Source organism: Bradyrhizobium sp. ERR14 (genome assembly GCF_014198235.1).
GTDB lineage: Bacteria > Pseudomonadota > Alphaproteobacteria > Rhizobiales > Xanthobacteraceae > Bradyrhizobium.
In genome coordinates this window covers 64069-75749 of record NZ_JACIHD010000024.1, presented here as the reverse complement: position 1 = coordinate 75749, position 11681 = coordinate 64069, and the positions used below count along the sequence as shown (strand labels likewise).

The following is an 11681-nucleotide window of genomic DNA, read 5'->3' as shown; positions in this document are numbered from 1 at the left end:
GCCATGGATGCGATCAACCAGCCCCTGCTCAGCGTGCGCGACCTGTCGGTGGCTTTCCACCAGGGCGGCACCACCACGCTCGCGGTCGACAAGGTCTCCTTCCAGATCAAGCGCGGCGAATGCCTGGCGTTGGTCGGCGAATCCGGCTCCGGCAAGTCCGTCAGCGCGCTCTCGATTCTCAAGCTGTTGCCCTATCCGAACGCCTCGCACCCCTCGGGCAGCATCCGCTTCAAGGGGCAGGAGCTGATCGACCGATCCGAGCAGGAGATGCGGGAGATTCGCGGCAGCGACATCTCCATCATTTTCCAGGAGCCGATGACCTCGCTCAATCCGCTGCACACGATCGAGGCGCAGATCGGCGAGATCATCCAGCTGCACAATCCGACCAGCAATGCGGAGGCGCGCCGGCGGACGCTGGAATTGCTGACGCAGGTCGGTATTCCCGAGCCGGAGACGCGACTGAAGAGCTATCCGCATCAGCTCTCCGGCGGTCAGCGCCAGCGTGTGATGATCGCGATGGCGCTCGCCAACGAGCCGGATCTGTTGATCGCGGACGAGCCGACGACCGCACTCGACGTCACCGTGCAGGCGCAAATCCTGGCGCTGCTGGCCGAGATCCGCTCGCGGCTCGGCATGAGCCTGCTCTTCATCACCCACGATCTCGGCATCGTGCGCCGCATCGCCGACACCGTCTGTGTCATGAAGAGCGGCGAGATCGTCGAGCAGGGGCCGGTCGAGCAGGTCTTCAAGAGCCCGAAACATCCCTACACGCGCGACCTGCTCGCGGCGGAACCGAAGCCCGATCCGGCGCCGCCGCAGCCGGGTGCCCCGGTGGTGATGTCCGCCAACGAGTTGAAGGTCTGGTTTCCGATCAAGCGCGGCCTGATGCGCAAGACCGTCGGTCACATCAAGGCGGTCGACGGCGTCAGCATCGCCGTGCGCAAGGGCGAGACGCTCGGTGTGGTCGGCGAGTCAGGCTCGGGCAAGACCACGCTGGGGCTGGCATTGCTGCGGCTGATCTCCTCGAACGGACGCATCGTGTTCCTGGGCAAGGACATCCAGGGCCTGCGCTTCAAGGAGATGCGGCCGTTCCGGCGCGACATGCAGATCGTGTTCCAGGACCCGTTCGGCTCGCTCAGCCCGCGCATGTCGGTCGCCGACATCATCGCCGAAGGTCTCTCCGTGCATCAGCCGGGGCTGTCGCGCGAGGAACGCGAGGCGCGCGTCGTCAAGGCGCTGGAAGACGTCGGGCTGAAGCCCGATACCCGCTACCGCTATCCCCACGAATTCTCCGGCGGCCAGCGCCAGCGCATCAGCATCGCGCGGGCGGTGGTGCTGGAGCCGGACTTCGTCGTGCTCGACGAGCCGACCAGCGCGCTCGACATGCTGTTCCAGGCACAGATGGTCGATCTGTTGCGTGAGCTCCAGCGCAAGCGCGAACTCACCTACATGTTCATCTCGCACGATCTGCGCGTCGTCGCCTCGCTTGCGAGCCACCTGATCGTGATGCGCGGCGGCAAGGTCGTCGAAGAGGGACAGGCCGCCGAGCTATTCAAGAATCCGAAGACCGATTACACACGCGCGCTGTTCGCGGCGGCGTTCCGGCTGGAGACAGCGGGCAACGGATCGGTGGCGACGTAGCCCGTCATCCCAGGCGAGCGACATCGCGGCGCCCGGAGCGTTTCGCCGGAGCAGGCTGCGCGGGCAGCCCGCCTTGATGTTACGCCGCGCGTTCCTTGTCTGACGCTTCCTCGACCCTGGTCGCAGTGTCTTCCAGGTTCTTGTCGTAATTGGCCTCGAGCCTCTCGATACTATCGGCCCACATCCTCAGCATTGAGACCTGGAAGTGCATCATCGGCTTCAAGGCATTCATGCCAATTGCTGTCGCTGCGGCGATGCGCCGTTGAGGGTCGCGCACGAAACGGTTTGCATTGGTGTCGTCTGCCATGCTGCTCGCTCCTTCGCTCTGGTGGTATGACCTAAGCTATCTGTCCTGTTGTGAACTGCTTGCTTCCAAGCGTTCGGCCAGAAGTTGATCTGCCGCGCGGCGCGCGCATTGGTCGTCATGCAGTTCATCCAGCTTTTTCAAATAGGCGACCGCGGCTATCTGCAAGAGATCGAAATCGTCCTCGCAGGTGTCGCGAAGATTGGAGATGTAGCTGTAGAGGGCGGAACGCCTGTCGTCGTTCTCGCTGATGCCGCTATGGAGCAGCAAGTAGTTTCGCCAAGCGAACGCACACGCGCCTTCTCTGGCCTGAGAACTCATGGGGCACCTCCCAAAGCCAGAGAAAGACTGACGCCGCGTTTCGTTCCGCAAATCACCTCAGATGTAACGTTGTTCCGTAGCTGCGCCGCAAGGTAAACCATTCTGCCGGTGCTAATGCGCCCGTTCCGTCAGCAACCGCGTCCGAAACCTGTTCGGATGCCGAGAAAAAAGATCGAGTACGATCGTCTCGATCCACGGCCCTAGAGCCGCTTGATCGCAACGACCTCGCTGCCGGCCTGCCTGATCCGCGCAATTGCCGGCTCGATCGGTTCGATCACGGTCGCCATGTGATACGCGTTGGCGTGAACCATGGTGCTGCCATCGCGCACGATGGCAACGTGGCCCTTCCAGAAGATCAGATCGCCGCGCAGCAAGCTGCTTCCCTCATGCGGCTCCAGTGCGCGGCCGAGACCGGCCAGTTGCATGTCGCTGTCGCGTGGGCAGCCGATTCCCGCCGATGTCAGCGAGACCTGGACGAGGCCGGAGCAATCGATGCCGAAACTGCTCTTGCCGCCCCAGAGATAGGGCGTGCCGACGAAGCGGTCGGCGACCGCAACGAAGTCCGGCTCGCGATGATCGAGCGGGGCGAGATGCGCCTTCGGCAGGTAACTGCCGTCGCGCGTGACGGCGAAGCTGCCGTCCTCGCGCGCCACAGCCAGCCTGGATCCCATCACGAGCGTATCGGCCGGCGGCAGCTTGATCGAGGGGCCGGGGAAGGCGAACGTCCGCAGCGCGCTGACCACATGGGTCGGCGTCGCCGAGGATTTCATGAGCGCTGCATCCGGCAGCCAGCCGACATAGCCGTCGCCATTGAGCTGGCCCCACGCCCAGCCCTCGCTGTTGCGGTCGTAGACCGTGACGCGTTCGCCGCGCAATGCCTCCGTCATCAGCATCGCGCCCGAAGACGGCTGCTCGCGCACCGGCGCGACCGGATCAACCACCTCGAATTCTTCGCCGGCGACGAAGCGATCCGCCTCGACCTTGCCTTCGAGATATTTCGCGGCGAGGTCGCCCCGCGCCGGTGTTAGTCGCGGATCATGCATAGCGCTCGCTCAGCAAGGTATAGATGGCGCGCGCGGCCTGGCACTCGCCGCCTTCGGGGCGGGCCGGCTTTGCCGACGGTGTCCAGCCGTAGATGTCGACATGCAGCCAGCTCTTCGCCTGATCGACGAAGCGTTGCAGGAACAGCGCGCAGGTGATCGAGCCGGCAAAGCCGCCGGATGGTGCGTTGGTGATGGTGGCCGTCTTGGAGTCCAGCCACGCATCGTAAGCCGGCCACAGCGGCATGCGCCACAACGGATCGTTCTCCTGCACCGCACAGCGCGCGACATCGGCGGCAAGGCTCTCATCATTGGTGTAAAAGGGCGGTAAATCCGGTCCCAGCGCGACACGCGCGGCGCCGGTCAGCGTGCCGAGGTCGACCAGCAGATCGGGCTTTTCCTCATCGGCCAGTGCCAGCGCGTCGGCGAGCACCAGCCGGCCTTCGGCGTCGGTATTGCCGATTTCCACCGTGATGCCCTTGCGAGAGGTGAAGATGTCGAGCGGGCGGAAGGCGTTGCCGGCGACCGCATTCTCCACCGCCGGAATCAGTACGCGCAGCCGCACCTTCAGCTTCGCATCCATCACCATGCGCGCCAGCGCCAGCACGTTGGCGGCGCCGCCCATGTCCTTCTTCATGATCAGCATGCCGCTCGACGGCTTCAAGTCGAGCCCGCCGGTGTCGAAGCAGACGCCCTTGCCGACAAGCGTCACCTTGGGATGATCAGGATCGCCCCAGCCGATGTCGATCAGCCGCGGCGCGCGGCTGGAGGCCATGCCGACGGCGTGGATCAGCGGGAAGTTCTTCTCCAGGTCATCGCCGACGGTGCAGGCGAAGCTTGCGCCGAACTCCGCGGCGAGGTCTTGCGCGGCGGCGGCCAGCTCCGCCGGCCCCATGTCGTTGGACGGCGTGTTGATGAGGTCGCGCGCGAGCATCGCCGCGTCAGCGATCCGCTCGATCTCGGCCGCATCGACGCCATCAGGCGGCACCAGCCGGACGTCGGGCCTGTCAGCCTTGCGGTAGCGCGCGAACCGGTAGCGCCCCATCGCAAAAGCGAGCGCCGCCAGCCGTGCATCGTGGGGTGCATTGGCAAAGCGATAGATACCCGGCGGCAGCAGGCCGGGCAGGGCGCCGGGCCGGAACAGGTCGCGCGATCTTGCCCCCTCGTCCTCGAGGCCGAACAGCACCTGCGCGATTGCGCCATCGGGCGCAGGCAGTGCCAGATAGGCGCCCGGCTTGGCGGCAAAGGCGCATGCCGTGGCGAACGCGCGTTGCGGCGGCGGCAACGCCTCGGCGACCTGATCCCAGCTCGATTTGGTGACGAAGGTGATCGGGATGGCGGCGGAAGACGTCTCGAAGACAGAGGGCATTGGCGGGTCCGGATCGTCAGATCGAACGGGTTATGCGAACGGATGAGACTTCGCAGAGTTTCGCCGCCGCTGCAATCGGCTTTGCTGTCACCGTGCAGCGAGCCGCTACTCGCGGCGAGTGGGCCATGCTAGGTTCCGGCAACGGTCGCCAGAGTTGGAGATCAGGCGACCGACGACAAGGCGCGCCGGGAGGAAATGCAATGGAATTTGTGTGGAGCGTGGTCACGTTCATTGGCGAGGCCATCGAGGCGATTTTCGGCTATGTCGAGCACCACCATTGGATCTTCGCGTTCCTCGCCGGCGGCTACGTCTTCTATCTCCACGACCGCTCGGTCCACGCGCGGTTCGATGCGCTCGACAGACGCGTCGACGAAATCCGCAAACGGCTTGCCATCGAATATTGATCGGGCGAGACGAAAACCGTCGTCGCACGGATCTCGTATCGCGTGTTGAGAGCTGCCGTTCGCGCGAGCGGGCTTCGACCTGCTGCTGCTGGATTCCCAACGCGCAAGCCTGACGACGCTTGCGAGCGGGACGAGAGCACGGCCCCGGGGAGCGGGTGTTAACCGGCCGTTAGGGTTAACAGTCTATTGCTGACGCGTTCGGCTCGATCAATCGGCTCGAGAGTCAAAGCGTCATGCGTCTACGGTTCAGTCTTCCTCGGCTTCTTGCGTCCACCTCGCTGGTCGCGGCGGTGGCCATGGGTCTCGGCGGCTGCACGGGCATGTCGAAGCTCTCCGACGTGACGGGCTCGATCGGCGGACCACGGGCAGAGGCGGCTCCCACCGATCCGGCGCGCGCCGTCGAGGTCTATGGCGAGCGCTACCGCGCCAATCCCAAGGATGCCGATGCCGCGCTCGCCTACGGTCAGGCGTTGCGCGCCAACGGTCAGCGCGCCCAGGCCGCCGCCGTGCTCGAGCAGGCGACCATCGCCAATCCCGGCAACAAGGCGCTGCTCGCCCAATACGGCCGCGCGCTCGCCGACAACGGTAATTTCCAGCAAGCCTACGACGTGCTGTCGAAAGCGCATTCGCCTGACAATCCGGATTGGCGCCTGCTTTCGGTGCAGGGCACCGCGCTGGACCAGATGGGCCGTCACGAGGAAGCGCGCTCCTACTACGCGAGCGCGCTCAAGATCGCACCGGGTGATCCCGGTGTGCTCTCTAATCTCGGCCTGTCCTACATGTTGTCGAGAGACCTTCCGAAGGCCGAAGAGGCGCTACGGCAGGCCTACGCCTCGCCGCGTGCGAGCATCCGGGTGCGGCAGAATCTCGGTCTTGTCGTCGGTCTGCAGGGTCGCTTCGCCGAAGCCGAGACCATCGTGAAGGCGGATCTGCCACCGGATCAGGCCGCGGCCAACGTCGCCTATCTCAAGGAGATGCTCAGCCGCAGCGACGCTCCCCGTGGCGCACCGAAGCGGACGCCGGTCGCCTCGCTCAGCCAGCCCGATTGATCCGAGCTGATAGTCTCTTCTATCGTCTTATGCTGAAAGCGGCCCGCGAGCCGCGTGCGCGGCCCGCGTCTTGCGTCATTGCATCTCGGAGATCTTGATGCCTGTCGGTCCGAGAATGACGACGAACAGCACGGGCAGGAAGAACAGGATCATCGGCACGGTCAGCTTCGGCGGCAGGGCGGCAGCCTTCTTTTCGGCCTCGTTCATGCGCATGTCGCGATTTTCCTGCGCCATGACGCGCAAGGAATGTCCGAGCGGGGTGCCGTAACGCTCCGCCTGCTGAAGCGCGAGACACACCGACTTGACGCCCTCGAGTCCGGTGCGTCGCGCCAAATTCTCGTAAGCGACCTTGCGATCCTGCAGATAGGATAATTCGGCCGTGGTCAGCGTGAACTCCTCCGACAGTGCGATCGACTGTCCCACGATCTCGGTGGCGACTTTCCGGAACGCCATCTCGACGGACATGCCGGATTCGATGCAGATCAGAAGCAGGTCGAGCGCATCGGGAAAGGCGCGCTTGATCGAGAGCTGGCGCTTGGAGATCGCATTCCTGAGGAACAGCATCGGCGCCTGGAGGCCCAGATAGGCGGCGCCGATGCAGATGCCGATCTTGATCGGCATGCCCTGCTGAAGATGCGCGATCAGGAAAACGTAGATGACCGAGCCGATAAAGAGCACCATCGGCGTGACCATGCGGGCAAACAGGAATGTGATGTAGGGCGCCTGACCGCGGTAACCCGCCATGATCAGCTTGTCGCGCGCGGCTTCCTGCGCGAGCCATTTGGTGAGGTTGAAGTCCTCGACGACCTTGGAGACGAGCTGCTTCGGCGTCTGGCGCAGCGTGACCTTTTCATTCTTGTGAAGGCGCTCACGCTCCCGCTGCCGGATGCGCTCGCGCTCGCTCGCCACCGCCTTCATGCGTTTGGAGAGGCCTTCGCCGGCGAACAGCGGCATCACCAGCGTATAGACGGTGGCGCTGGCGGCAATGGCCGCCAGCATCATGGTCATGAAGTGGACGTCATGTAGTTTCGCGACGAGAAACTGGACCATACTGCACCGTCAGAAATCGAAATTGATCATCTTCTTCATCACCATGATGCCGACCGCCATCCAGACGACGCAGCCGACCAGCATGAGCTGACCGGTGGGATGGGTCCACAGCACCGAGATGTAATGTGGCGTCGTGAGATAGACGAGGAACATCACGATCGGCGGCAGCGAGCCGATGATGCCGGCCGAGGCCTTGGCTTCCATCGACATGGCCTGGATCTTTTCCCTCATCTTCTTGCGGTCGCGCAGCACCTTGGAAAGGTTGCCGAGCGCTTCGGAGAGGTTGCCGCCGGATTTCTGCTGGATCGAGATGACGATGCCGAAGAAGTTGGCCTCCGGCAACGGCATGCGATCATAGAGCCGCGAGCAGGCCTCGCCGAGCGGCATGCCGATCGCCTGGGTCTCGATGATCGCCAGAAACTCGCTGCGCAGCGGCTCGGGCGCGTCGGCCGCGACGACCTTGATCGATTCGAACAAGGGCAGGCCCGCCTTGATGCCGCGGACGATCACGTCGACCGCATCGGGCAGTGCCGCCAGGAACTTGGCCTCGCGGCGCTTTTTCAGGAAGCCCAGCGCCCAGCGCGGCAGGCCGAAACCGCCGGCAAAGGCGAGGCCGGCAGCACCGATCAGGCCGCCGCCGGCAAACAGAGCGGCTGCGAAGAACGCGCCCGCCACGACGGCGGAGACGATCCAGAATTTCTGCGGCGTCCAATCGAGCCCCGCCTGCGACAGGCGGACGGGGAGCGGAGCGCTCTTCTCCTGCAGGCGTCGCGCCTCGAGATCCTTCAGCGTGGTCTCGACCTGCTCGCGGCGCGAGCGCTGGGTCTTCTCGGCCTGGCGGGCCGTGGGCGCCTCGGCGCGCGAGATCGAAGCGCGGCGGCTTTCGGCCTTTCGTTCCCCGGACAGCAGCGGATAGAGGAAGACCCAGGCGATGCCGCCGACCGCCGCGGTGGCAAGGAATGCGAGGGCGAGGACCTGCATGTTCATGCTGAACGGCTCACGTCTTCGGCGCGACTTCCGCCGCGTCCAGCGCAGCGGCAAGGCGCTTCTCGTCGCCGTAATAGCGGGCGCGTTCCCAGAATTTCGGACGGCCGATCCCGGTCGAGCGGTGCCGGCCGATGATCTTGCCGTTGGCGTCCTCGCCGACCATGTCGTAGAGGAAGATATCCTGGGTGATGATGGTGTCGCCTTCCATGCCCATCACCTCGGTGATGTGGGTGATGCGGCGCGAGCCGTCGCGCAGGCGCGCAGCCTGGACGATCACGTCGATGGAGGCGCAGATCATCTCGCGGATGGTGCGTGAGGGAAGCGAGAAGCCTCCCATCGTGATCATGGATTCGCAGCGCGACAGGGCTTCGCGCGGGTTGTTGGCGTGCAGCGTGCCCATCGATCCGTCATGGCCGGTGTTCATGGCCTGGAGCAGGTCGAACGCCTCGGGTCCGCGAACCTCGCCGACGATGATGCGCTCGGGGCGCATACGCAGGCAGTTGCGCACCAGCTCGCGCATGGTGATCTGGCCCTCGCCCTCGATGTTGGGCGGTCGGGTTTCCAGCCGCACCACGTGAGGCTGCTGGAGCTGGAGCTCGGCGGCGTCCTCGCAGGTGATGATGCGCTCGTCATGCTCGATATAGTTGGTCAGGCAGTTGAGCAGCGTGGTCTTGCCGGAGCCGGTGCCGCCGGAGATCAGCACGTTGCAGCGGACGCGACCGATGATCTGGAGGATTTCGGCGCCTTCCGGCGAGATCGCACCGAACTTGACCAGCTGATCGAGCGTCAGCTTGTCCTTCTTGAATTTGCGGATGGTGAGCGTGGGGCCGTCGATCGACAGGGGCGGCACGATGGCGTTGACGCGGGAGCCGTCGGCGAGGCGCGCGTCGCAGATCGGCGAGGATTCGTCGACGCGCCGGCCGACCTGGCTGACGATGCGCTGGCAGATGTTGAGGAGCTGCTGGTTGTCGCGGAAGCGAATTCCCGTGCGCTGGATCTTGCCGGCGACTTCGATGTAGACGGTGTTGGCGCCGTTGACCATGATGTCGGCGATGTCGTCGCGCGACAGCAGCGGCTCGAGCGGACCGTATCCGAGAACGTCGTTGCAGATGTCGTCGAGCAGTTCCTCCTGCTCGGCGATCGACATCACGATGTTCTTGATCGCGATGATCTCGTTGACGATGTCGCGGATTTCCTCTCGCGCGGACTCCGAATCGAGCTTGGCGAGCTGAGCGAGGTCGATCGCCTCGATCAGCGCGCCGAAGATGGTCGCCTTGACCTCGTAATAATTGTCCGACCGCCGGCTCTCCATGGCCGGAGGCGGCGGCGCCTTGGCAGGCGCAAGCGGCGGCGAGGCGACAGCCGGCGGCGGCGGGGCGCGCGACACCGTCGGCGCCGGAGCCTGGGCAGGCTCGGGCGACACGGCGCCGGGCTTGGGCGCCCGAAGGTCGGTGTCTGTTCCGCTACGCTTACCGAACACTTAACAACTCCATGCGGCGGCTTATTTTCCCCGCAACTTGTCAATCAGGGGTGAAAGCAGGGACGACTTTTGTTTCTTGGTTTCGCTGCGACCGGTCAGGCGCTGGGCGATCTGAAGAAACATCTCGATCGACTTGTGGTTGGCGGAGATCTCCGCGATCATCTGGCCGTTGTTGGCGGCCGAGCCGAAGATCTGCGGCTCGAACGGGATCGAGACGATCGGCTGGCTCTCGATCGCCTTGGCGAACTCCGCGGCGGCGATTTCGGGGCGCTTCGGCACGCCGACCTGGTTCAGGCAGTAGAGCGGTGGCCGGTCGTTGGGGCGCGCGGCCTTCAACAGATCGAACAGGTTCTTGGTATTGCGCAAATTGGCGAGGTCGGGCGCGGCCACGATCAGGATGTCGTCCGCCCCGATCAGGGCGCGCTTGGTCCAGCCCGACCATTGGTGCGGAATGTCGAGCACGATGCAGGGCATGGTGGAGCGCAGGGTGTCGAACACGGCGTCGAAGGCGTCGGTGCCGAAATCATAGACCCGGTCGAGCGTCGCCGGCGCCGCCAGCAGGCTGAGATGGTCGGTGCATTTCGACAGCAGGCGGTCGATGAAGGCGGTGTCGACGCGATCGGGCGAGAACACGGCGTCGGCTATGCCCTGCGGCGGGTCCTGGTTGTAGTCCAGCCCGGCGGTGCCGAAGGCGAGGTCGAGATCGGCGACGACGGCGTCCATGGCGAGGTCGCGCGCGATCGCCCAGGCGACATTATGGGAGATGGTGGAAGCCCCGACGCCGCCCTTGGCGCCGACCACGGCGATGATGCGGCCGACCGCCTTGGCTTCCGGGGCGGAGAACAGGTTGCAGATCGAGCGCACGACATCGATCGCGCCGACCGGCGCGAGCACGTAGTCGCTGACACCGCGGCGCACCAGCTCACGGTAGAGTGTGACGTCGTTGATCCGGCCGATCACGACCACGCGGGTGCCGGCGTCGCAGACGGTGGCGAGCTGGTCGAGCCCGCCCAGCAGGTCGTTGCGTCCGTCGCTTTCGAGCACGATGACGTTCGGCGTCGGGGCCGAGCGGTAGGCCTCGGTTGCAGCGGCCATGCCGCCCATCTGGATTTTCAGATGGGCCTTGCCGAGGCGGCGGTCTTCGCCGGCCGACTGGACCGCGGCGGCGGTTTCCACGGTCTCGCAGAAAGCCTGGACCGAGACGCGCGGCGCGGGCGCAATATGCTCCTCGACCGGCGGAGGAGCTGCGTCCGGCTGCTCTTCGTGTGTCTGGCGAGCGTAGCTGATCATTTGCCGGTGTCGCTGAGCTTGGCCTTGTCGGCCTCGGGATAGGTGGTCGCCGTCGTGAGACCCTTGCGATATTTCTCGAGAGCGGTGATACGCCGCGCCGTGTAGGACGGAGTTTCAGGCCGCGGCTGCTCGAGGTCCGACGGATTGTCGACCATCGCTGCGAGGTTGCGCTGATAGGCGCAGCCGTAATTGTAATAGTCCTTGTTCTCGAACCATCTCTTGTTCTTGATCGAAGGGCCGACGTCCTCGGGCCACAGGCCGCAGGGACCCGCGACCGCGGCGATCTTGGAATAAGTGAGCCGGATCGGCGGCAGGAAGCGCCTGTCTTCCGGCTGGTAGGGGCGAACGTTGACGCCGCGCGGCGGAACGCCTGCTCCCGCCAGCATCGCCTGGATTTCACGCATCGTGTCCGCGACCGGACGCGCATTGGGCGTACCGGACGGCACGTCGATACGGATGGCGCCCGTGCCTTCGTGCAACCATGCCGATGCGACACCCATCACGTCCGCACGCTGGTCGGCCGTCAATCCGCCACGGGCATGGCCGACGAAGACGACGATCGAACGATTTTGTTCCTCGATCGCGATCGGATGGCGCTGCTTGTAGTCGTCGGGAATGGAGGCCGTGACGGCTTCGTCATGCTGGCACCCGCCGAGCGCGAGCGCCATGCCAACGAGCGCGCCACCGAGACGGATGGCGCGTTTGCGAAGCTGGGGTGGTCTTGTGATCATCGTGAAGTCCCCGTT

The 11681-nt window shown here is 65.0% G+C and carries 12 protein-coding genes; 3 read left to right on the top strand and 9 right to left on the bottom strand.

Going from position 1 to position 11681, the window contains the following annotated elements:
• Positions 1-3: 3 nt before the first annotated feature.
• The gene (locus GGD62_RS35785; protein ID WP_018318797.1) at positions 4-1641 is read left to right on the top strand and encodes an ABC transporter ATP-binding protein; all 1638 of its coding nucleotides are present in this window, start codon (positions 4-6) and stop codon (positions 1639-1641) included.
• 79 nt (positions 1642-1720) lie between these two features.
• On the opposite strand, the gene GGD62_RS35780 is transcribed toward GGD62_RS35785, so the two are convergent.
• From GGD62_RS35780 to GGD62_RS35765, 4 genes are all read right to left on the bottom strand, one after another.
• Positions 1721-1948: a hypothetical protein gene (locus GGD62_RS35780; RefSeq protein WP_092254363.1), complete on the bottom strand. Its 228-nt coding sequence runs from the start codon at positions 1946-1948 to the stop codon at positions 1721-1723.
• A gap of 36 nt (positions 1949-1984) precedes the next feature.
• Complete coding sequence (locus tag GGD62_RS35775; protein WP_092254365.1) at positions 1985-2266, bottom strand: hypothetical protein; 282 nt, start codon at positions 2264-2266, stop codon at positions 1985-1987.
• Between the two features lie 200 nt (positions 2267-2466).
• Entirely contained in the window at positions 2467-3309 is an 843-nt protein-coding gene (locus tag GGD62_RS35770; protein ID WP_183713107.1) for a C40 family peptidase, read from the bottom strand.
• Entirely contained in the window at positions 3302-4675 is a 1374-nt protein-coding gene (locus GGD62_RS35765) for a M17 family metallopeptidase (protein ID WP_183238222.1), read from the bottom strand. Before GGD62_RS35765 ends, GGD62_RS35770 begins: the two co-directional genes overlap by 8 nt.
• Positions 4676-4875: 200 nt before the next feature.
• Between GGD62_RS35765 and GGD62_RS35760 the strand changes: the two genes are divergently transcribed.
• Positions 4876-5079, top strand: a complete 204-nt coding sequence (locus GGD62_RS35760; RefSeq protein WP_018318792.1) for a hypothetical protein — start codon at positions 4876-4878, stop codon at positions 5077-5079.
• A gap of 233 nt (positions 5080-5312) precedes the next feature.
• Complete coding sequence (locus tag GGD62_RS35755; protein WP_179738058.1) at positions 5313-6128, top strand: tetratricopeptide repeat protein; 816 nt, start codon at positions 5313-5315, stop codon at positions 6126-6128.
• Positions 6129-6203: 75 nt separating this feature from the next.
• On the opposite strand, the gene GGD62_RS35750 is transcribed toward GGD62_RS35755, so the two are convergent.
• Genes GGD62_RS35750 through GGD62_RS35730 form a run of 5 tightly spaced genes read right to left on the bottom strand, consistent with a single transcriptional unit; the run spans position 6204 to position 11666 of the window.
• On the bottom strand, positions 6204-7178 hold the full coding sequence (locus tag GGD62_RS35750) for a type II secretion system F family protein (RefSeq protein WP_018318790.1): 975 nt from the start codon (positions 7176-7178) through the stop codon (positions 6204-6206).
• A gap of 9 nt (positions 7179-7187) precedes the next feature.
• Positions 7188-8165: a type II secretion system F family protein gene (locus tag GGD62_RS35745; protein ID WP_018318789.1), complete on the bottom strand. Its 978-nt coding sequence runs from the start codon at positions 8163-8165 to the stop codon at positions 7188-7190.
• 10 nt (positions 8166-8175) lie between these two features.
• Positions 8176-9645, bottom strand: coding sequence for a CpaF family protein (locus tag GGD62_RS35740; RefSeq protein ID WP_018318788.1), 1470 nt, complete (start codon positions 9643-9645; stop codon positions 8176-8178).
• 21 nt (positions 9646-9666) lie between these two features.
• Entirely contained in the window at positions 9667-10935 is a 1269-nt protein-coding gene (locus GGD62_RS35735) for an AAA family ATPase (protein ID WP_018318787.1), read from the bottom strand.
• The gene (locus GGD62_RS35730) at positions 10932-11666 is read right to left on the bottom strand and encodes a CpaD family pilus assembly protein (RefSeq protein ID WP_183713104.1); all 735 of its coding nucleotides are present in this window, start codon (positions 11664-11666) and stop codon (positions 10932-10934) included. Before GGD62_RS35730 ends, GGD62_RS35735 begins: the two co-directional genes overlap by 4 nt.
• Positions 11667-11681 lie beyond the last annotated feature (15 nt).

Bases quoted from the DNA above. Each gene is read 5' to 3' on its own strand.
- GGD62_RS35775 (WP_092254365.1), bottom strand. From the start codon at position 2,266: ATGAGTTCTCAGGCCAGAGAAGGCGCGTGTGCGTTCGCTTGGCGAAAC.
- GGD62_RS35755 (WP_179738058.1), top strand. From the start codon at position 5,313: ATGCGTCTACGGTTCAGTCTTCCTCGGCTTCTTGCGTCCACCTCGCTG.
- GGD62_RS35770 (WP_183713107.1), bottom strand. From the start codon at position 3,309: ATGCATGATCCGCGACTAACACCGGCGCGGGGCGACCTCGCCGCGAAA.
- GGD62_RS35785 (WP_018318797.1), top strand. From the start codon at position 4: ATGGATGCGATCAACCAGCCCCTGCTCAGCGTGCGCGACCTGTCGGTG.
- GGD62_RS35745 (WP_018318789.1), bottom strand. From the start codon at position 8,165: ATGAACATGCAGGTCCTCGCCCTCGCATTCCTTGCCACCGCGGCGGTC.
- GGD62_RS35750 (WP_018318790.1), bottom strand. From the start codon at position 7,178: ATGGTCCAGTTTCTCGTCGCGAAACTACATGACGTCCACTTCATGACC.
- GGD62_RS35780 (WP_092254363.1), bottom strand. From the start codon at position 1,948: ATGGCAGACGACACCAATGCAAACCGTTTCGTGCGCGACCCTCAACGG.
- GGD62_RS35760 (WP_018318792.1), top strand. From the start codon at position 4,876: ATGGAATTTGTGTGGAGCGTGGTCACGTTCATTGGCGAGGCCATCGAG.
- GGD62_RS35765 (WP_183238222.1), bottom strand. From the start codon at position 4,675: ATGCCCTCTGTCTTCGAGACGTCTTCCGCCGCCATCCCGATCACCTTC.
- GGD62_RS35730 (WP_183713104.1), bottom strand. From the start codon at position 11,666: ATGATCACAAGACCACCCCAGCTTCGCAAACGCGCCATCCGTCTCGGT.
- GGD62_RS35735 (WP_018318787.1), bottom strand. From the start codon at position 10,935: ATGATCAGCTACGCTCGCCAGACACACGAAGAGCAGCCGGACGCAGCT.